We start from the raw sequence: 18,937 nt of genomic DNA, 5'->3' as shown, positions 1-18,937 counted from the left end.
GGGCCGATCTGCCGTGATCAATCCGGATGATCAGTGGTGATGGCCGTGGCCACCATGCACGTGCTTGTGTTCAATCTCTTCTGGTGTCGCTGCGCGCACTTCAGTCACCTTGACGGAGAACTTGAGGGCTTGACCGGCGAGGGGATGGTTGCCATCGAGGTGCACTTCCGCGCCCTTGATTTTCGCGACATTGAAAACCGTCATGCGACCATCGCTTCCCGGGCCCTGCAATTGGCCGCCCACCTTCACTCCGGGTGGAAATTCGCTCTTGGGAATCACGCGCACCAGACTTTCGTCACGCGCGCCAAAGGCATCGGCCACCGCCAGATCGATGGCGGCTGCAAACCCCGCCGCCTGACCTTCCAGCGCCGCTTCGACCTTGGGGAAAATATTGTCGTAGCCGCCATGCAGATACGCCACGTCACCCGAATCCAGCGGCTTGCCGGTGACGGGATCGGTGATCTTGTAGTTCAGCGTTACCGCTGTGTCTTTGGTGATGTTCATGAACGCAATTCTACGTTCGACCATCAATCCAGTTTCACCCCGGTCGTCTTGACCACCTTGCGCCACTTCTCCACGTCGTCACGGATCTCCTGGGCGAAGACTTCGGGTTTATTGGCTACCGGCTCCGCCCCCAGATCATTCAGCTGCTTGGCAACCTCTGGGGATTTCACCGCCTCAGCGATGGTGCTCTGGATCTTGTTGAGCACCTCTTTGGGCGTGCCCGCAGGTGCCAGCAGGCCGAACCAGCCCGAGACCTCGTAGCCGGGCACGCCGCTTTCGGCCACCGTGGGGATATCGGGCGCGCCGGGCCAGCGCTTGGCAGTGGTCACCGCAAGCGGCCGCACCTTGCCACTTTTCACGAAGCCGATGGTCGACGGCAAATTGTCGAAGCCGATCTGCACCTGACCGCCGATCAGGTCGGTGAGCATCGGCGCTGCGCCCTTGTAGGGCACGTGCGTCATGTCGATGCCCGCCATCATTTTGAGCAGTTCCGCGCTCATGTGCGGTGAGCCACCCGCGCTGGTCGAGCCGAAGTTGATCTTGCCCGGCTGCGCCTTCGCCAGAGCGATCAGCTCGCCGAGACTTTTCACCGGCACCGAAGGATTGGCGACGATGATGTTGGGCGTGTTGGCCACGACCGTGATCGGCGCGAAGTCCTTCACCGCATCGTACGGCAAGCTCTTTTGCAGCGCCGAGTTGATGCCGTGCGAGCTCGCTGTCGCCATCACCAGCGTGTAGCCATCGGGAGCCGCCTGTGCCACGGCCTGCGAGCCAATCGCGCCGCTGGCGCCGGCCTTGTTCTCGACAATAAACGACTGCTTGAGCCGTTCGGTCAACTGATTGGCCGCAATGCGGGCGATGATGTCCGTGGTGCCACCCGCCGGATACGGCACGATGATGCGCACCGGCTTGGCGGGATAGGCGGCCTGCGCGAACGCGGCCACCGAGCCTGCCGCCAGACACAGGACCGCCGCTTGGCGCAGCAGGTGTCGCTTGTTCATTTTCAAGGTCATGGCTTGTCTCCTTCGATCTCTTCTTTGATGTCTTGCTGGATGGCGATTTTCAAGCGGGCTGGCGAGTGCGTAGCAGCGGAGCCAATGCCCCGGGCACCTCGATCTCGTAGCCGAGAATCGCCGCCGACAGCGCCTTGCCGTAGTTGTCCAGCGAGAGACTGCGCGACACGCCGCCGCCCAGCGCCCCATGCGCGACGAAGTTCAGTGCGTGGATGTTCTCGACCTCGTAGCGCAGCACCTCGCCCTGAATGGCCTCGCGGTGAAAGGCCTTGAATCGCTCGGCCGTGAGCTGCTCCCTGAGCAGCAGATACAGCGCAGGCTCATAGGCGAACACCGCGATGTTCGATGTGTTTCCCTTGTCGCCGGAGCGCGTGTGCGCGACACGCTCCAGCCGGACTTTCTGTGTGGTGGACATGTGGATGTGCTCTCCAGTTCAGCTCGTGTGGTAGTCGATCAGCGGGCTCACCGCTTCGCGTGCGACCAGCGATGACCAGACGCCGATCACCTCGCGCGTACGGTCTTGGTGCGGCACGCGTTTGCCCGTATGCCCAACGCCCGAGACCGCCATGCCGTCGACCTCGCGGCCTACCTTGAGCGCCTCTTCGCGCGTTCTGGTGCGCGCGGCCACGCGCACCGCCACCTCGTAGGGCTCGGGCGCGTCGAGTGGCGTCGCCGCACCGTGGATAGCGTTGATGCCGAGAAAATCCACCCGCACGTCCTCAGCCTTGAGCTTCACGATCTTGAAGCGCTCTTCCAGAATCCGCTTGGCGAGCTGCGCGCGGCGCAATGCGCCGGGGCCGGCGTAGAAGAACATGTCCTCGCCGATGAAGCCCTCGGTGCAGCCCATGGACACCTTGAGCGTCGGCGTGCGCGGCTTGCCGGTGAGGCCCGTCACCCGCACGCGATCCGCGTCGATCTGCTCGAGGCGCGCGCGCGTGAAATCGACCACCACATCCGGCGTGACGTAGTTCGCCGGGTCGTGCACTTCGTAGAGCATCTGCTCCTTCACCGTCTGCAGCGTGATCGCGCCGCCCGAACCCGCGACCTTGGCGATGACGACGCGGCCATCGGCCTCGACCTCGGCGATCGGGAACGCGAAATTCCACGGCTCGGGCACGTCCTTGAAGCCCGGGTCGGAAAAGTAGCCGCCCGTGATCTGCGCGCCGCACTCCATCAGGTGGCCGATGCCGCTGCCCGCGCCGATCTTCTCGTGATCGAGCGCGTCCCAGCCGAACTCGTACATCATCGGTGCCACGAACAACGAGGGATCGGCGACGCGGCCCGTCACCACGATCTGCGCACCCGCCCTGAGCGCCTGCACGATGGGCTCCGCCCCCATGTAGGCCTCCGCCGAGATCAGAGTGTCCTTGAGCGTCGCCGTCGGCTCGCCGTTCTCCAGAATCGTCGGCGCGAGCGACAGCACGCGCTCAGTGATCAGGCTGCCGCTCACGGCCGCCACTTTCACGCCCGAAATGCCCAACTCGCGCAGCAACTGCACGATGCGCTCGGCCGCGCCCTGCGGGTTGATCCAGCCTTGATTCGAGATGATTTTGGTGCCACGTTTCATGCACGCGGGCAGCACGGCGCGCATGCGGTCGTCCAGGTACGTGTCGTAGCCGGGAAAGGAGGGGTCGCGCCGCGCACGCACCTGCGCCGCCGACACCGTGGCCTCAGCCATGGTCTCGAAGCACAGATAGTCGAGATCGCCCTGCTCGGCGTTCAATCCCGCTGGCTCCACCCGGTCGCCCCACCATGCGGCGCCCGAGCCGATGCGCAGGGTCTTCGTGCGCTGGACGGGCGGCTGTTCAGCCTTGTCTTCATTCATGCGTGTCTGTCTCCGGTCGTGATGAAGGTGTGTCTGCCGTCCATTCTGATGAGCGCACACCGGACCGGCAATCCGCCGACAAGACAAGGTCCTGTGAATTCAATTCACAGGTATGCTATCCGTAGATTCTCGATAAGACAGGAACGCTGGAGACCAAGCCTCATGGACAAATACGCGGAACTCACGGTGTTTCTTGCCGTGGTGGAGCAAGGCAGCTTTTCCGCAGCGGGGCGCAAGCTGGAACTGTCGCCATCAGCGGTCAGCAAGCTGATCGCACGGCTCGAGGCGCGTCTGTCGGTGCGGCTGTTCGAGCGCATCGCGGGCAGCATCCGACTCACACTCGAGGGCGAGCGCTTTCGCGCGGCGGGCGAGCAAGTCGTGCAGGCGATGACGGACGCGGAAGACGCCATCCACGTGGCGGACGCGGACATCTCGGGCGTCGTGCGCGTCCACACGGCGCTGACCACCGCCAAATATCTGATCGCGCCGCGCTTGCCTCTTCTGCTCGACAAGCATCCCCGGCTGCGGCTGGACTTCGTCCTCGGCACCGAGCGCGCGGACTTCGTCAGGCAAGGCCTTGACGTGGCCATCCACAGCGGCAGACCGACCGAGCTGACGCTGGTGGGCCGACCGCTGATGTTGCGGCCCTGGGTGATCGCCGCCGCACCGGAATATCTGGAGCGCTTCGGCGCGCCCACCCGCCCCGAGGATTTGCTGCAGCACCGCTGCCTGAACTTCAGTATCCGCACTCAATGGAACCGCTGGACTTTCCACGACGAGAACGGCCTCAAGACCATCGACATTCCCAACCACATCGGCGCCAACCAGGGCGAGCTGCTGCGCACACTGGCGCTGCTGGGACTGGGCGTGGTGCGGCTGGCGCACTTCAACATCGCGGCCGATCTGGCGGTGGGCAAACTGGTGGCGCTGCTGCAGGGTTTTCAGGAACGCACCGAGGAGGATCGCTTCTACCTGCTCTATCCCCACGGGCGACTGCTTGCGCCGCGTGTGAGGGCGGTGGTGGATTTTCTGTCCGAGCAGTTTTCTGTCGACGAGGTCTGAACGATGTCGCTCACAACTGCAGCGGCTGAATCAGCTCCGTGCGCCACAGTCGCGCGTCCGAGCCGCGTTCCGGGCCCGTCACATAGCATTCCCACAGCTCCGAGGTGATGCACAGGCCCTGCGTTTCAATCCACTGTTTGAACTGACCCCATGACTGCGGCAGATCCTCATAGCGACCGCAGTGAACGGTGCGCGCAACGCGCATCGACGGCCATACGCCCGGGAGCACGCGACCAGTGGCCTCGACGGGACGATTGACCGGTACACCAATCTCGAAATCGAACCGGTCCGTAGGACGACTCAGGTGGTGTGTGTAGAGCGCGGCGACGGGCTTGGCACCCTGGGCCTGCACGGCGTCCAGCAGTTCGCGCACGCCACGTCCCATGACAAGCTGGATTTCTTCCCGCGTGCAGCGGACGTGGATGATGGCCGTCACATGGTGACGCGCAAGATCAGTGATCTGTGGTGGCTCAATCATGGCGTACTCCTTTCAGGGACCCCTTGTCACGCACAACCCTGCATTGCGCGCAGCAACTCCCGAATTGAGTCGAACAGGCATCAGTATGCTAGTGCGCCGACACCTTCGGCGCCATAGGACAAATGCTCGTCACGCGAGCCCCTGCAGCGTCTGAACTTCGGCTCAGCGGGAGCGACTGCCGATCCACCAACCAAGCGCAAGCCCCACGGTGCCCAGCACGATGGCCGCCGTGGCGGCTTCGGCGCGGGCAGTGCGGATACCGCCGTCGATGAAGGCGTCGGCCGTTGGCTCGTATAGATTGCCGTCGCTCAGCGGCGTAGGCAGGCCATGTTCGAGATTGCGCTCACCGAACCAGCGTCTTGCGCGGCCGAACAAATGGGGCGAAACAGCGTTGGCCACGCGGCTTGGCAGCGCGGCCGCGCCTAACCAGGTGACGGGCTTGGGATGTGACGAATACGCCAGCGCGACAATGGCCAGTCCCACACGGCGCGGGTCGAGCACAGGCATGACCGAGCGCAAACGATGACCAGTGTAGTTCGCGCCGTTGGCGAGACCGGGAGTGTCCACACGAGTGGGCGCCACGTCGCAGATGTGCACGTTGGGCAGATCAGCCACCTCGGCGCGCAGGCTCTCGGAGAGTCCTCGCACGCCGAACTTGCTGGCGCTGTAAGCTGCCTCGAAAGGCGTGCCGACCCAACCGCCCATGGAGTTGAGGTTGACCAGCAGACCGCGTCCCGTTTCACGGAAATGCTGCATCGCCACATGTGCACCATGCATGTGACCGAGCAGATTCGATTCGATCACCCGACGATTGGCCTCCAGCGGAACGCCGTCGAATCGGCCCACGGCACCGACGCCCGCCGCATTCACCCAGACATCGATCCGCCCGAAGTGGCTCACCGCACGGTTCGCGAGTTTCTGTACTGCCACGGCATCAGTCACGTCAGTGGGTATTCCCAAAGCGGAGCCACCTGCGGCAAGGCATTCGGTGACGACGTGGGAGAGCGTGTCCGCACTGCGCGCCGCCAGCACCAGCTTGGCACCACGATTGGCAAACGCGACGGCGGTTGCATGGCCAATGCCGCTGGATGCGCCGACGATCACCACGACCAAAGGCCGTTGCTGCGTGGCGGACGACGACAACGGTGATGTTGAAGAGGAGGATGTGCGCGAGGAACTGTCGCGGCGTGCCTGTAAGCTCATGGAATCTGCTTCCCTTCTTCTTGCTTTGCTGCCTTATTTGTAACACTGACGCCAAAGGAGCCACGTAGGACAGGGTCACCTACACGGCGAGGTATCAGGGAACTGCCTTGTTCTGCAGCGTCACCAACAGCCCCTTGGGAGTGACGGTGAACTTGCCGGGCTCGAGCCCCAGCCCGTTGACCATTGCCAGATCCTTGTCCGTCAATTGATGCAGAACCACCTCCTGCAAGGACCGCTGCGCCAGCGTGCTGCCGTACTGCTGCAGCATTTGCTCCATCTGCGCATTGAGCCCCTCCATGCGCAGCCCGTTCAAATGCAGATCGGTGGCGCGCAAGGTGCGGTCAGAGGCTTCATAACGCAATGAGAAGTCCACATCGAGCATGCCCAGATAGCTGCGAGCCTGCAGCAACGGTCCCGTCGCGGCCACCGCGATGACCGTGTTGAGCCGATTCCTGTCAGGCCGCAGGTGAATCTGCGGATTGCTGAGCGCCAGATTCATCAGTCCGCCAAAGCCGTAGCTGCGCGGGAACTTCTGCCCCATCGCCTCCTGAATCTGCCCAGCCGAGATCGTGTAGCTCGGCTGCGCCATCGCGCTTGGCGAAGAAGCACATCCCGCCGCCAGCAAGCCCAACGACACGGCAGCCCCGAGCAATACCCTGCGCTGTGGGGAGTAAGACGCGTGCGGCAAGCCAATTCCGAATTTCATGTTCCGTTCCAACCAAAGCTCAAGCGAGCATTGTCAGGCGGTCAGAAGCCAGGCAAGGGAAAAGGTTCCACGCGGTTGGAACAAGGCGTGTCAAAACCAGCAGCCTACACACAAACAAAAAAGAAAAAGGGCTGCCGAGCCCAATGCACGACAACCCAATTCCGTGTTCGTGCTCTTCAGTTGCGGTGAACACTGCGCCCAATGCGCCAAGCTCAGCAACCCAACCATCCGCTCAGTTGCGAATGGCGGTATCCGTTGTCGCCTTCACACCGAGCAGGGCGTCGCGCAGCTTCCAATCGGCCGGCGTCGCACCCAGCCAGATACCCGCCAGTGCGTGATAGAACTGCGCTTCGGGAATCGCCTCGGTCGCCGGCACGCCACGCACCGACACCACGGAGCCCTTGCCAGGCACCCAGTCCAGCGTGACGGAGTCGCCCGCTTCCAGCTTCTTGTAATCGTTGAACAATGCCGACATGCGCAACATGGCTGGCATCAATCGCGCGGCGCTGGCCTTGTCGATGTTTTCCTGAATGCCGCGGATGAACATGCCGCCCAGCTCATTGGCATTCACTTCGCGCAACATCACGAGGTGGATACGCTTGGACTCGTTGCCACCACCCAAATCGCCATATTGCTGAATCGGCTTCTCGGTATACAGTGCCGCCCGATACACCTGAAACACCGCCTTGAACCGGGTGCCCGAGCCATTGAGTTGCACGACACGGCCACCAACCTGCACCTTCTCTGCAAAGGGGGTGTTGACCGTCATCTGCGGCGCAATCGACACCTGCTTCATTTCCGCAGGAGACGCCGCGCCGCTTTCTGTGCGTGCCGCAGCGGGAAGACTGGCGACGGCAAGCATGCCACCTGCAATCAACAAGCCTGTGATGTGACGTCCAAACTTACGCATAGCTACCACCTACAAAAATTAATTTCGAATAGGTGAATGCTATTTTCTGGACCAGCTATCGCATATCTGATGCGCAATTTGTTCACAATTTGATTCAAATATCAAAAAGATAGCAAACTCTTCAACAAACACGTTGTTTGTAGCTGAATGCAACATTTGAATCCAATGCAGAACGAAATGCTGATTTTCAGGGGTTTACCCTTTTATAAATAGCCAAATTCAATCGTAAAAGGTTTTCAATGAATCAATGATGAATTTCATTGGTCAAAACTTTTCGAAAAGTTTTTGACCACCCTTTCAACTCTTCCTACAGTCTGCGGCAACACCAGTTTCATTCACAGAAACAGCCATGGCCGCCACTGATCGCAATCCACCGCGCACCAAGTCCATCGTGACGAGAAATTCCGGCACCAGCGTGTCGTCCGTCGAACGTGCCATGCGCGTGCTGCGGGTGATGTCGGAAGGCGCGAACGCCCGGCTCACCGACATCGCCACGGCAGCCGATCTGGACAAGGCCACCGCCCTGCGCCTGCTCGAGATGATGGTGCGCGACGGTTTTGTGATGCGCGACGCCGCGACCAAGCAATTCACGCTGGGGCCTGAGCTCATGGTGCTGGGGGCGGCAGCCTTGCGCCGGTTTGACCCTCGGCCCATCGTGCGCCCAAGTCTGATGAGGCTGGTCGGCCAATTCGAAGACAGCGCCGTACTGTCGCTGCCGAGTGGCATCGAATCGCTGTGCATCGACGTGGAAGAAGGCACCTACCCGATCCGCGCCAACTATCTGCGCGTAGGCAGCCGCCGCCCGCTTGGCGTGGGTGCGGGCAGCCTCGCGCTGTTGGCCTGGCTGCCCGACGCAGAGCGCGAGGCGGCCATTGACATTCTGCTCGGCCAGTTGCAGCGCTATCCGCTCATCACCGCAGGGCTGCTGCGCGAGCGCATCGCCGAGGCGCGCACCAAGGGCTACGCCGTGCTGCTCGACGTGGTGGTCGAACGCATGGGCGGCATTGGCGTGCCGATTCTCGATTCTCAGGGCCGTCCCATCGCGGCCATCAGCATCGCTGCGCTCAACGACCGGATTCTTTCGCGCGAGGCCGCCATGGGCCAGTCGCTGATGCACGAAGCCATGCAATGCCAGGTGCGCTGGACCGAGGCGACACGGCCCGCCGGGCGCACCGCCCACCGCGTGGGCGCCAGCAAATAGCAACCACAAAGACGAGTCTGAAGGAGATACCACTCATGCCCTCATCACCGCAGGCTTTTCTGCGCGGCGCAAGCGGCACAGCGTTCGGCCGCCATGAAGGCCGCAGCGCGCTCGACCTCATGGCTGAAGCCGCCAGCGGCGCAATCCAAAGCGCGCACCTCGAGCGCGCGCAGATCGACGGCGTGCTCTGCGGCTACGCGACGACGCAGCCTCACCTGATGCTCTCCACCCTGTTCTGCGAGCGCTTTGCGCTCACACCGAACTATGCGCACAGCATGCAGCTCGGCGGCGCCACCGGCGCGGCCATGCTGATGGCTGCGCGCGAGTTGGTGCGCTCCGGGCGGTGCCGCAATGTGCTGGTCGTGGCAGGCGAAAACCGCCTGAGCGGCCAATCGCGCGACAGCTCGATCCAAACGCTTGCGCAGGTCGGCGACGCAGACTACGAGGTGCCCAACGGCGCATCGGTGCCTGCGTACTATGCGCTCATGGCGTCCGAATACATGCACCGAACGGGCGTGACCTCGGCCGATCTCGCGGAGTTCGCCGTGCTCATGCGCCACAACGCGATCGGGCATCCCGGCGCGCAACTGCGCACACCCATCAACGTGCAGGACGTGCTCGCGAGCAAAGCCATTGCGTCTCCGTTGTCACTCATGGACTGCTGCCCGATATCGGACGGCGCGATGGCGCTGGTGGTCTCCGCCGATCCACATCCGCAAGCCGCCATCGCGATGCGCGGCGCGGGCCAGGCGCATCGCCACCAGCACCTCACGGCGATGGAAGACGTGATGCGCTGCGGCGCATCGGACGCGGCCTCCAGCGCGTTCGACGAAGCAGGCATGGAGATCGCCGATGTCGACTATCTCGGCATCTACGACTCGTTCACCATCACGCTGGTCATGCTGCTGGAAGAGCTGGGCTTCGCCCCACGCGCCGGCGCCGCCACGCGGCTGCGCCATGGTGACTTCGCACGCGACGGCGCACTGCCGCTCAACACCCACGGCGGCCTGCTGTCCTACGGCCACTGCGGCGTCGCAGGCGGCATGGCGCACGTCGTCGAAGCTTGGCGGCAGATGAGCGGGCAGGCCGGTGATCGTCAACTGCCGCGCACGCCCTCGCGCGCCTTCATCCATGCCGACGGCGGCGTGATGTCCTCGCATGTGAGCCTGATTCTGACGCGCGAAGGATGACTGCCATGACCCACACACCGACCCACACCTTGCCACCATCGCTGGCCACCCATTTCACCGAAGGTCTGCAGGCCCATGTCGTGCGCTACCAGTGCTGCGACACCTGCGGCCATGCGCAGACGCTGGCGCGCTATGCCTGCCAGCGCTGCGGCTCGGAGCAGCTCGGCTGGCATGACGCGAGCGGCCTCGCCACCGTGCGCGCGCGGACCGTCGTCTCGCGTGCGCCGTCCGACGAATTCCGCGCGCTCGCGCCGTACACGCTCGTGATCGTCGAGCTCGACGAAGGCCTGCGCCTCATGGGCCACGCCGATGCCGACGTGCAGATCGACGAGCGTGTGCAGGCCGATTTCTTCGAGCATCAGGGACGCACGCTGTTGCGCTTTTGCAGGCAAGCATAGATCCGCCAGCGCCGCTTTCGCTTTCACTTTCATTCACCCATTCCACAAGACCAGATGAAGGAGACAAACATGACCCACCACACCCGCAACACCCGCCGCCACACGCTCGCCATCGCCTGCGCCGCACTCTGCGGCATGGCCGCGCCATTTGCCGCGACGGCCGCAGACTACCCGAACAAGCCCATCAAGCTCGTAGTACCCTACCCACCGGGCGGCCCGACCGACATCGTTGCGCGCGTGGTCGCGCAGAAGCTGCAGGAGCAAATGGGCCAGTCGGTCATCGTCGACAACAAACCCGGCGCTGGCGCCAACTTGGGTGCAGAGCAGGTCGCGCGCAGCGCGCCCGATGGCTATACGCTGATGGTGGCGACCACGGCGCATGCGATCAATCCCTCGCTGTTCTCCAAGCTCAACTATTCGATGACCAAAGACCTCGCGCCAGTCTCGCAGCTCACCAGCGGCCCGCTGGTGATCGTCGCCACGCCCAGCTTGCCCGCCAACAACGTCAAGGAACTGATCGCGCTCGCCAAGGCGAAGAACGGCGGCCTGAATTTCGCCTCGTCCGGCAACGGCCAATCGACGCATCTGTCTGCCGAACTCTTCAACGCCATGGCGGGCACGAAGATGAACCACATCCCCTACAAGGGAAGCGCTCCGGCACTCACCGATGTGATGAGCGGACAGGCCGACCTGATGTTCGACACCATGCTGTCGTCCATGCCCTTCGTGAAGGGCGGCAAGCTCAAGGCAATTGCCGTCACCAGCAGCCAGCGCTCGCCCATCGCACCCGACATTCCCACCGTCGCAGAAGCAGGCTTGCCCGGCTACGAGGCGATTGCCTGGAACGGCATCCAAGCCCCGGCAGGTACGCCCAAGGACATCATCGACAAGTTGAACGCCGAGCTCAGGAAGGCGCTCGAAAACCCCGAAGTCAAGCAGCGCTTCGAGGCCCAGGGGTTCTCCTCCGCATGGAACACGCCCGCCAACTACGGCCAGTTCATTCAAGCAGAAGTGGACAAGTGGGCCAAGGTGGTCAAGGCCTCCGGCGCGAAGGTAGATTGACGGAAAAGACGCGAACAGACAAACGAAGCAGCAACATGGACCTTCTCGAATCAGCGCTCAATCCGCGCTCCGTAGCCGTCATCGGCGCATCGGAAAACATCCACAAGATCGGCGGCCGCCCCATTCTGTATATGCAGCGCCATGGGTACCAAGGCAAGATCTATCCCATCAACCCCGGTCGTGAAGAGATTCAGGGCCACAAGTCTTACGCAGCGCTCTCGGCCCTGCCCGAGGTGCCCGATCTCGCGCTGATCGTCGTCGGCGGCGACAAGACGGTCGCGGCCGTCGAGGAATGCGCTGCTCGCGGCGTAAAGTCGGCGGTGATCATCGCCTCGGGCTTCGGCGAGACGGGTGAGGCGGGCAAGGAGATCGAGCAGCACATGCTCGCCAAGGCCCGCGCAAGCGGCATGCGGCTCTACGGCCCCAACACGCAGGGCCTCGCCAACTTCGGCACCGGCGCGATTGCGGGCTTCTCGACCATGTTCATCGAGGTGCCGCCGCAGGACGGCCCGGTGGCGGTTGTCAGCCAGAGCGGTGGCATGAGCTCGATGATCTACGGCCTGCTGCGCGGCCACGGCATCGGCGTGCGCCATGTCCATGCCACAGGCAACGAGGCCGATGTGACGGTCGGCGAAATGGCGCTGGCCGTCGCGCACGATCCCGATGTGAAGCTGCTGCTGCTCTATCTCGAGAGCATCAGCAAGCCGGAAATCCTCGCGCAAGCAGCTGAATACGCACGCTCGCGCGACCTGCCTATCGTCGCGGTGAAGGCCGGGCGCACGGCGGGCGGGCAGCGTGCTGCGTCGTCGCACACCGGCTCGCTCGCGAACGAGGACCGCACCGTTGACGCCTTCTTCAAGCAGCACGGCATCTGGCGCGTGCGCGATCCCCACGAGCAGGCACGCGCTGCGCAGGCGTATCTCAAGGGTTGGCGTCCCGAGGGCAAGCGGCTCGTGGTGATCAGCAACTCGGGCGCGAGCTGCGTGATGGGCGCCGACGCGGCCGACGACGAGAAGCTGCCGATGGCCGAACTCGCGAAGAGCACGCAGGACGCGCTCGCCGCCAAACTGCCCGGCTTCGCGACCACGCAGAACCCCATCGACATCACCGCCGCATTGCTCTCCAACAGCGGCCTGTTCGGCGACGTGCTGCCCCAGGTGGCCAAGGACCCGGCCGCTGATCTCTTCTTCATCAACATCCCGGTGGCAGGCGCGGGCTACGACGTGGAGCGCTTTGCGCGCGATGCGGCAGCTTTCGAGAAGGCCGCAGGCAAGCCCGTCGCCGTGTCAGCCTGGCAGGACAGCGTGGCCTCGGCCTTTCGTGCCCACGGCATTGCCACCTTTCCGAACGAAGGCGACGCCATCAGCGTGCTCGCGCAGGTTGCCAATCACACGGCGCTCATGCGTCGTCCGCGCGTGCAGGCTCCTCCCGCCTTCACCGTCGAACTGCCGTCCGGCAATGACCAATTCCTGAACGAGGCCCAAAGCCTGGAGTTGCTCGGAAAACATGGTGTACCGGTCGTGCCCATGCAGCTGTGCCAGACCGCCGACGACGCTCGCCGCGCATTTGAACGCATTAGCGGGGGCGGCAGCCGCGTGGTGATGAAAGCCTGCTCACGCGACATTCCTCACAAGTCCGAACACGGCCTCGTGGCGCTCAACGTCGCATCTGCCGATGAAGCAAGTACTCTGTTCGACCGCTTCTGGAACAAGATGGACGCACTGAAAGCCGCGCGTGACGGCGTGATCGTGGCCGCCATGCACAAGGGCCGTCACGAGTTCATGGTGGGCGCCCATATCGATCCGGTCTTCGGCCCCGTGGTGGTGGTAGGCGATGGCGGCAAGTACACTGAAGCACTCAATGATTGCATAGTGCTAATGCCGCCCTTCAGCGCCGCAGAGGTCCAGGCGGCACTGCGCACGCTACGCATCGCCCCCCTGTTCGACGGCGTGCGCGGCGAATCCCCGATGGACATAGCCTCTCTCTCGGAACTGGCCGTTGCAGTAGGCCACTTCGCAGTGTCGGCCCGAGGCCAGATTGCCTCTCTCGATCTGAATCCCGTGCTTGTGGGCTCCACCGGCGAGGGAGCCATGGTGGTCGATGCACTGGTCGAGCGCAGCTAACAGCTCTCGTTGTCACCACTTCGGCCCGAAGCTATCAGCAGCTCACGCTGGTCCGGGCCATTTTTCTCTGTAACAACCGTCACTCATGTCAATTAGCAACTAGCACGCAAGTGCCTTCCACAATTGGGCATCGGAATGGGCCGCCCAATATGTGGTTGAGAAGAAAGATGCAAATTGAGTGTGATTTCAAGGCGGCTTTTTCTAAAAAATCTGCCTTTTTGTCGTAATGAATCGACAAGAAATGTCTATATCAACTTCGTTTGACAACATTCACAAATTCTTCGGGAGATTTTATTGCCAGATAAAATAGTAATATATAAATACAACCACCCACAAAATTGACAGGCAACTCAACCCAGGTTTGCGTAAATTTTTTTACATCGCATGCCTCGACAAACGCAAACAACCCCACTCAATAAACATTAAATATCCAAACAAAAAAACAAAAACAAGTTCCTATCGAAACCCGCGTGCATAATTTACCTTTTGACAGCATTTCCCCTTGTCAGACCATCGATTTCATTAAATTAATTTAATCAGAATCGTGAGTGATTAGCCAAACAAGTTGATTTCTAATTATTTCCACGCGACTCCAGCGAGGACATATGCGGATCACTTTTCAATTGAAATCCACGGTACTTTGTTGCACATTGGCACTCGCACACGGCGCAGCTTGGGCGGATCTGATCGTTCCATCGAGCGGGGAAAACACACTCAATTCCGGTTACGAATCGTTGGCCTGTACGGATCTATCGGTCAGCGGAACGCTGAACTTGAACACCGGTTCACTGGCTCTCGTCAAAAACGCTGTCATCAACGCGGGCGGCGTGGTCAATGGTGGCTCTGGACTGCTCGAAGTCAACGCCCGTTGGAGCAATTCAGGCACCTATATCGCCGGTACCAGTACCTTGCGATTCGCCAACGCCTGCAGCGTTGGTTCTATACAGGTCACCGGCAGTACAAACTTCGGCAACTTGGTCATTGACTCGGGCAGTGGCACGCTGCACATCGTTTTGCCTCCTAACACGGTCCAGACTGTGAGCGGAAACCTCACCTTCTCCGGAACGGCCAAGGACATCTACATCGACGGAGGCCCGTGCTCCGGCATTCAATTGGCTGCAGGGTCAACAGTCACGGGCCAGGACGCCAACGTACACCTTTCGTCAGGCGTGTGGATTGCCTCGTCGCCCCCCACCGGATGCCCGGGCAGCAACGGCGGCACTTCTGGCCCGGCTCCTGTCCCTGCCACAGACGCCCTGGGACTCGCCCTGCTCTCTTCACTGCTGGTAGCGCTCGGCGGTGGCTCCTTGCGAACAAGAGGCAGGCAAACCCGTTCCAACGCGAGTCAGCGGCCACCCAATGAAGCCAGAGAAAACTGACCTGCGCTTTCAGACCGATTGTTCCTTTCAAACGCACCGAACCACACAAAAGGGGTTGTTGTATGACCTGTACTCATCCATTGACACGTTCCCGACTTTTCACTGGGCTCGCTCTGGGGTTCGGAGCGCTGGCCGCCACCCCCATCGTTCACGCCGATGACGTGATCCTGCGCCCACCATCAACGGGGCGCGTAGTTGTGCAGGACAGCGGCGGCAGCAATCTGTACCTGCGTATCGATGATGCGCCGACCAACAACGTATTCGTGCCTACCGTGCCAGGATCCCAGCAACAACAGGTGCTGACCTGCCTTAGTACCAGTGGGCAACTGGGGCCATGCTTGAGTGGAGCGGGAGCTGGGCCGGATGGTTTGACTCCATTGACTGGGGCGGGCGGCGGAACTGGGGCGACAGGGCCGACAGGTCCAACCGGCGCGACGGGGGCAACCGGGGTCACCGGTGACTCAGGAACGGGCACCACGGGAGCTATAGGACCTACGGGTCCAACCGGCGCAACGGGGGTCTCCGGCACTGGCACCACTGGGGCAAACGGAGCCACGGGAGCCACAGGCCCAACCGGCGCAACGGGTGCAACCGGAGCCACAGGCTCTACAGGCAACAACGGACTTGACGGCGCCGTAGGTCCACAGGGGCCCATTGGCACCCCGGGATTGAACGGCACGGCTGGTGTAACCGGGCCAATTGGTGCAACGGGAACTGATGGCGCGACCGGCCCGACGGGGGCAACTGGTGCTACCGGCCCCACGGGAGCCACCGGCACGGCATTTACCGAAGTATTCGCATCGGCGACCAATACTGCGGGCTCGGTCATCGGAGTTCTGATTGGAGGCACCAAAATCCCCCTGCCTTCACAAAACCTGTCTGGAATCACATCCTCAGCCACCACCGATTTCACGGTCCCTCAGACAGGCTCCTATCTCATCACCTACTCCATCAATGTGACGGCTGCGTTGCTCATGAGCGCGTGCGTCTACATCGATAGTACTTGCGATGCGACACTGAACTTCAGTTCGCTGCTTTCACTGAGCAGCTTTTCGGGGCAGTCCATCCTGAATCTGACGGCAGGCCAAGTAGTCGATCTGCGACTCTATGGCTTGTTGGGTGCTGCGACCTTGCAAGGTGGTGCGGGAGCGCGCATGAGCATCATCCAGTTGAAATGAAGACGGCTTGAACGGGGTCGCTGCCGCGCCCTGCTTGTCTTCAGTCCTCATGCAGAGCCTACAGCCGATAGAACTGCTGATTGCCTTCGATTCGCACACGCTCGCTCTCCGGATACAACCGCTGAGCGAGCAATTGCTTGAGCGCCTCACGGCCTTGGCTCTGGTGCGGCGTATAGAACGCATTGACCGCCAGCTCATCCAGCGCACGCCAGCGATACACCGATGCATCCACAAAAAGGATGTCCGTCGGCATTGCCATCTGCGATGCCTGCAGCGCAAACAACGCGCCCAGCGCATATTCTTTGCGCTCGCGGCAGAAGCGAGCCAGCTCGCACAGCGGCTCTGCGCGCTGCGGTCGGGCGACATAGGTCGTCAGATAGGCCTCGCGCACCACTTCGGGAGCGGCTCCAGTGCGCTCCAACAGCTTGGCCACCTGGAACTGCGCAAACCAGCGCTCCTCTTCCCAACCGCCCATGTCGGCACGCTGGCGGTAGCGCTCAAGACTCTGCGGGAGACGCTGCGCGTCGCGATAGCTCTGCGCCAGATAGAACACATTCCGGGTGTTGCCCGGATCAGCCTTGAGCGCATCTTCGAGTAGCGCAATGTCCTTGAGATAGGTATTCGGGTCTTTGGCGCGCGCGCCGTCGTGCGAAACGTAGATCACCGGACCAGGCAACTGCTGCCACGGCTGCGCGTTCGGCGCGGTGAGGTATTCGTGCAGCACGCCCTCCCAGTGCCAGTCGCGGCGTGTGGCAATCAGCGCATTGCGCTGGTACTCCGTGCCCGCCATGTGACAAGTCAGAAAGTAGCCATCGGCCTCCAGTGTTGGCCATTGAAAGTCCGTCGGCATCTGCAATTGCTCGTCCGCGTCGATGAAGAGCAGATAGTCCGCCGCTGCGCGCGCCAATTGCAGCGCCTCGTTGCGGTTGTGCGCAAAGTTCTTCCACGGCCGCTCATGCAATTCACCGGGAACGCCCGCCATGAAGTCGCGGATCACCTGCGGCGTGCCGTCGCTGGAGCCTGTATCCACGATGACCCAACGATCGATCCACGGCCGGGCGCTGGCAAGACAGCGCTTGATCACATGCGCCTCGTTCTTGACGATCATGTTCAGGCAGAGGGTGGGCTTTGGACTAGCGGGCATGAAGAAACACAGGAGTGGGTTTTGTGACAGACGAAATCGCCAAATTCTAGAGTCTGGCTTTGAACCTGCAATTGTTTTTTTGCGAATGGAAGCAGCCTCAGGCCCGCTGCGAATGTCAGCTTTGTCTCACAGACAAGATCCCGGCAGAAGACTACGGTGACTGGGTGCCATCCCCGAGCGGAGCAGGTACTTGCGAACTTCCAAGACATATCCACATGAACAGGAACTCCACGATGAACAACACCAAAGCGTCCAAGAAAGAAAAGCTGCAGCTGGACCCGAAACGCCTCAATGCTGCGAAACGCAGTCTCGACAAGGGAGCCGTGCTGCCTGACTTCGGGCCGTATCGCGAAGACATCATCCGGCTGCTCAACGACTCGCTGGCGACCGAGCTGGTTTGCATCCTGCGCTACAAGCGCCACCACTTCACCGCCACCGGGCTGGAGTCGCCTGCCATTGCCGGTGAATTTCTCGTGCATGCCAACGAAGAGCAGGCGCACGCCGACCGAATCGCTGCGCGCATCGTGCAACTCGGTGGAGAGCCGGACTTCAACCCCGATTCGCTCACCAAGCGCAGCCATGCTGACTACAACGACCAACTGGATCTGCACGAGATGATCCGCGCGAATCTGATTGCGGAGCGCGTGGCCATCGAGGCATATACACAGATGGTCGCACTCATTGGCGACAAGGACCACACGACTCGTCGATTGATCGAGCAGATTCTGGAGCAGGAACAGGAGCACGCGGACGAGCTCTCTGACTGGATGAAGAAGGCGAGCTGATCCCGTGATCCTGAACGCCGCAAACCGGCGTGCCTCTGGCTGTGCGAACATCGGGAGTGACCACAACAACAGCTGAAGGCAACCATGAAGAGTTCTAAGAACGTCGTCATTGCAGCGGTGACCGCAGTGGCCTTGGCCATCGCGGTGCTGCTCTACGCATCGCCCTATATCGCCATGCATTCCATCAAGAAGGCAATGGATGCGCAGGACGCCGATGCCTTGGCGCAATACGTCGATTTTCCCGTGCTGCGCGAGAACCTCAAAGGCAAGATGATGAGCTCCATCGCCAACCGCTTGCCCAAGAGTGATGACAGCTCCAATCCGCTTGGCGGCATCGGTCAGGCGCTTGGCAGCATCGTGGTGGGCGCGGCGGTGGACAATCTGGTCTCGCCCGCTGGCGTCATGATGATGATGCAGACCGGCCAGTTCGGCCCCAAGGTCTCGCAATCCACTCCCGCGCAGAATGAAGGTGCGGCAAGTGCCGAGACCAAGAACGATGCTGCACGTAGTTTCTCGCTGACCTATCAGGGCTTCAGCAAGGTGCGCGTATTCCGCAAAAGCCAGCCCGGCAGCGCCTTCATCTTCCACCGCGACGGACTCATGGGCTGGAAGCTCGTCAACGTGGACACCTGACGCCTTGCCAAAGGGTGTGAGTGCAAACAACTGCTTTCCGTGACAGGTCTGCCTCTTGGCTGACAGCCACGCATGTCGGGGTGCAGTACAAACGGCACACCTTGGTCAAGGCTGCGCGCTCCGTAGTCAAAGCCTTCGCAAGC

At 61.8% G+C, this 18,937-nt stretch carries 19 protein-coding genes; 10 read left to right on the top strand and 9 right to left on the bottom strand.

Annotated features, from left to right (window positions below; all coding sequences use genetic code 11):
• Positions 1-30: 30 nt before the first annotated feature.
• From G7047_RS26445 to G7047_RS26430, 4 genes are read right to left on the bottom strand one after another with little or no spacing between them, the layout of a single operon-like run.
• The gene (locus G7047_RS26445) at positions 31-504 is read right to left on the bottom strand and encodes a peptidylprolyl isomerase (RefSeq protein ID WP_166311290.1); all 474 of its coding nucleotides are present in this window, start codon (positions 502-504) and stop codon (positions 31-33) included.
• Positions 505-527: 23 nt separating this feature from the next.
• The gene (locus G7047_RS26440; protein WP_240939276.1) at positions 528-1,517 is read right to left on the bottom strand and encodes a tripartite tricarboxylate transporter substrate binding protein; all 990 of its coding nucleotides are present in this window, start codon (positions 1,515-1,517) and stop codon (positions 528-530) included.
• A 49-nt stretch (positions 1,518-1,566) separates the two neighbouring features.
• Entirely contained in the window at positions 1,567-1,932 is a 366-nt protein-coding gene (locus G7047_RS26435) for a hypothetical protein (RefSeq protein ID WP_166311289.1), read from the bottom strand.
• 18 nt (positions 1,933-1,950) lie between these two features.
• Positions 1,951-3,342 carry an acyclic terpene utilization AtuA family protein gene (locus G7047_RS26430; protein ID WP_166311288.1) on the bottom strand — a complete coding sequence of 464 codons (1,392 nt, stop codon included), beginning with the start codon at positions 3,340-3,342 and terminating at the stop codon, positions 1,951-1,953.
• 162 nt (positions 3,343-3,504) lie between these two features.
• Here G7047_RS26430 and G7047_RS26425 point away from each other — a divergent pair, with 162 nt between their 5' ends.
• Positions 3,505-4,404: a LysR family transcriptional regulator gene (locus tag G7047_RS26425; RefSeq protein WP_166311287.1), complete on the top strand. Its 900-nt coding sequence runs from the start codon at positions 3,505-3,507 to the stop codon at positions 4,402-4,404.
• Between the two features lie 10 nt (positions 4,405-4,414).
• Here the strand turns inward: G7047_RS26425 and G7047_RS26420 are convergent, their stop codons facing one another.
• The 4 genes from G7047_RS26420 to G7047_RS26405 all read right to left on the bottom strand — a co-directional run bounded on the left by G7047_RS26420 (position 4,415) and on the right by G7047_RS26405 (position 7,701).
• Complete coding sequence (locus tag G7047_RS26420) at positions 4,415-4,882, bottom strand: GyrI-like domain-containing protein (RefSeq protein ID WP_166311286.1); 468 nt, start codon at positions 4,880-4,882, stop codon at positions 4,415-4,417.
• 162 nt (positions 4,883-5,044) lie between these two features.
• Positions 5,045-6,085, bottom strand: coding sequence for an SDR family oxidoreductase (locus G7047_RS26415; protein WP_166311285.1), 1,041 nt, complete (start codon positions 6,083-6,085; stop codon positions 5,045-5,047).
• Between the two features lie 94 nt (positions 6,086-6,179).
• Positions 6,180-6,791 (bottom strand): DUF1439 domain-containing protein, encoded by a 612-nt coding sequence (locus tag G7047_RS26410; RefSeq protein ID WP_166311284.1) that lies wholly within the window; start codon positions 6,789-6,791, stop codon positions 6,180-6,182.
• A 232-nt stretch (positions 6,792-7,023) separates the two neighbouring features.
• Positions 7,024-7,701 carry a chalcone isomerase family protein gene (locus G7047_RS26405; RefSeq protein ID WP_166311283.1) on the bottom strand — a complete coding sequence of 226 codons (678 nt, stop codon included), beginning with the start codon at positions 7,699-7,701 and terminating at the stop codon, positions 7,024-7,026.
• 349 nt (positions 7,702-8,050) lie between these two features.
• On the opposite strand from G7047_RS26405, the gene G7047_RS26400 reads away from it, so the two are divergent.
• The 7 genes from G7047_RS26400 (at position 8,051) to G7047_RS26370 (ending at position 16,232) form a co-directional block, all read left to right on the top strand.
• Positions 8,051-8,902, top strand: coding sequence for an IclR family transcriptional regulator (locus tag G7047_RS26400; RefSeq protein ID WP_166311282.1), 852 nt, complete (start codon positions 8,051-8,053; stop codon positions 8,900-8,902).
• A gap of 35 nt (positions 8,903-8,937) precedes the next feature.
• A complete protein-coding gene (locus G7047_RS26395) occupies positions 8,938-10,092 on the top strand; it encodes a thiolase family protein (RefSeq protein WP_166311281.1) in 1,155 nt (384 codons plus the stop codon).
• Positions 10,093-10,097: 5 nt separating this feature from the next.
• Positions 10,098-10,490, top strand: coding sequence for a Zn-ribbon domain-containing OB-fold protein (locus G7047_RS26390; protein ID WP_240939275.1), 393 nt, complete (start codon positions 10,098-10,100; stop codon positions 10,488-10,490).
• A 69-nt stretch (positions 10,491-10,559) separates the two neighbouring features.
• Positions 10,560-11,552, top strand: coding sequence for a tripartite tricarboxylate transporter substrate binding protein (locus G7047_RS26385; protein ID WP_240939274.1), 993 nt, complete (start codon positions 10,560-10,562; stop codon positions 11,550-11,552).
• 35 nt (positions 11,553-11,587) lie between these two features.
• Positions 11,588-13,675, top strand: a complete 2,088-nt coding sequence (locus G7047_RS26380) for an acetate--CoA ligase family protein (protein ID WP_166311278.1) — start codon at positions 11,588-11,590, stop codon at positions 13,673-13,675.
• A gap of 773 nt (positions 13,676-14,448) precedes the next feature.
• A complete protein-coding gene (locus G7047_RS26375) occupies positions 14,449-15,054 on the top strand; it encodes a hypothetical protein (protein WP_166311277.1) in 606 nt (201 codons plus the stop codon).
• A 62-nt stretch (positions 15,055-15,116) separates the two neighbouring features.
• Complete coding sequence (locus G7047_RS26370) at positions 15,117-16,232, top strand: collagen-like protein (protein ID WP_166311276.1); 1,116 nt, start codon at positions 15,117-15,119, stop codon at positions 16,230-16,232.
• A gap of 58 nt (positions 16,233-16,290) precedes the next feature.
• On the opposite strand, the gene G7047_RS26365 is transcribed toward G7047_RS26370, so the two are convergent.
• Positions 16,291-17,376 carry a glycosyltransferase gene (locus G7047_RS26365; RefSeq protein ID WP_166311275.1) on the bottom strand — a complete coding sequence of 362 codons (1,086 nt, stop codon included), beginning with the start codon at positions 17,374-17,376 and terminating at the stop codon, positions 16,291-16,293.
• 215 nt (positions 17,377-17,591) lie between these two features.
• Here G7047_RS26365 and G7047_RS26360 point away from each other — a divergent pair, with 215 nt between their 5' ends.
• Together G7047_RS26360 and G7047_RS26355 are read left to right on the top strand one after the other, a co-directional pair.
• Positions 17,592-18,161, top strand: coding sequence for a bacterioferritin (locus G7047_RS26360; protein ID WP_166311274.1), 570 nt, complete (start codon positions 17,592-17,594; stop codon positions 18,159-18,161).
• 84 nt (positions 18,162-18,245) lie between these two features.
• A complete protein-coding gene (locus G7047_RS26355) occupies positions 18,246-18,794 on the top strand; it encodes a DUF2939 domain-containing protein (protein WP_166311273.1) in 549 nt (182 codons plus the stop codon).
• The last annotated feature ends 143 nt before the right edge of the window (positions 18,795-18,937 follow it).

It is taken from the genome of Diaphorobacter sp. HDW4A, from assembly GCF_011305995.1.
In the GTDB taxonomy this organism is placed as follows: domain Bacteria; phylum Pseudomonadota; class Gammaproteobacteria; order Burkholderiales; family Burkholderiaceae_C; genus Diaphorobacter_A.
Note: the sequence above shows the minus strand (reverse complement) of the source record. Positions and strands in the feature narration are given on the sequence as shown.

What these genes read in the sequence shown, in the direction of transcription:
- G7047_RS26395 (WP_166311281.1), top strand. Translation starts at nt 8,938, where the DNA reads ATGCCCTCATCACCGCAGGCTTTTCTGCGCGGCGCAAGCGGCACAGCG.
- G7047_RS26425 (WP_166311287.1), top strand. Translation starts at nt 3,505, where the DNA reads ATGGACAAATACGCGGAACTCACGGTGTTTCTTGCCGTGGTGGAGCAA.
- G7047_RS26445 (WP_166311290.1), bottom strand. Translation starts at nt 504, where the DNA reads ATGAACATCACCAAAGACACAGCGGTAACGCTGAACTACAAGATCACC.
- G7047_RS26435 (WP_166311289.1), bottom strand. Translation starts at nt 1,932, where the DNA reads ATGTCCACCACACAGAAAGTCCGGCTGGAGCGTGTCGCGCACACGCGC.
- G7047_RS26360 (WP_166311274.1), top strand. Translation starts at nt 17,592, where the DNA reads ATGAACAGGAACTCCACGATGAACAACACCAAAGCGTCCAAGAAAGAA.
- G7047_RS26385 (WP_240939274.1), top strand. Translation starts at nt 10,560, where the DNA reads ATGACCCACCACACCCGCAACACCCGCCGCCACACGCTCGCCATCGCC.
- G7047_RS26410 (WP_166311284.1), bottom strand. Translation starts at nt 6,791, where the DNA reads ATGAAATTCGGAATTGGCTTGCCGCACGCGTCTTACTCCCCACAGCGC.
- G7047_RS26430 (WP_166311288.1), bottom strand. Translation starts at nt 3,342, where the DNA reads ATGAATGAAGACAAGGCTGAACAGCCGCCCGTCCAGCGCACGAAGACC.
- G7047_RS26370 (WP_166311276.1), top strand. Translation starts at nt 15,117, where the DNA reads ATGACCTGTACTCATCCATTGACACGTTCCCGACTTTTCACTGGGCTC.
- G7047_RS26380 (WP_166311278.1), top strand. Translation starts at nt 11,588, where the DNA reads ATGGACCTTCTCGAATCAGCGCTCAATCCGCGCTCCGTAGCCGTCATC.
- G7047_RS26400 (WP_166311282.1), top strand. Translation starts at nt 8,051, where the DNA reads ATGGCCGCCACTGATCGCAATCCACCGCGCACCAAGTCCATCGTGACG.
- G7047_RS26405 (WP_166311283.1), bottom strand. Translation starts at nt 7,701, where the DNA reads ATGCGTAAGTTTGGACGTCACATCACAGGCTTGTTGATTGCAGGTGGC.
- G7047_RS26390 (WP_240939275.1), top strand. Translation starts at nt 10,098, where the DNA reads ATGACCCACACACCGACCCACACCTTGCCACCATCGCTGGCCACCCAT.
- G7047_RS26415 (WP_166311285.1), bottom strand. Translation starts at nt 6,085, where the DNA reads ATGAGCTTACAGGCACGCCGCGACAGTTCCTCGCGCACATCCTCCTCT.
- G7047_RS26355 (WP_166311273.1), top strand. Translation starts at nt 18,246, where the DNA reads ATGAAGAGTTCTAAGAACGTCGTCATTGCAGCGGTGACCGCAGTGGCC.
- G7047_RS26440 (WP_240939276.1), bottom strand. Translation starts at nt 1,517, where the DNA reads ATGACCTTGAAAATGAACAAGCGACACCTGCTGCGCCAAGCGGCGGTC.
- G7047_RS26420 (WP_166311286.1), bottom strand. Translation starts at nt 4,882, where the DNA reads ATGATTGAGCCACCACAGATCACTGATCTTGCGCGTCACCATGTGACG.
- G7047_RS26365 (WP_166311275.1), bottom strand. Translation starts at nt 17,376, where the DNA reads ATGCCCGCTAGTCCAAAGCCCACCCTCTGCCTGAACATGATCGTCAAG.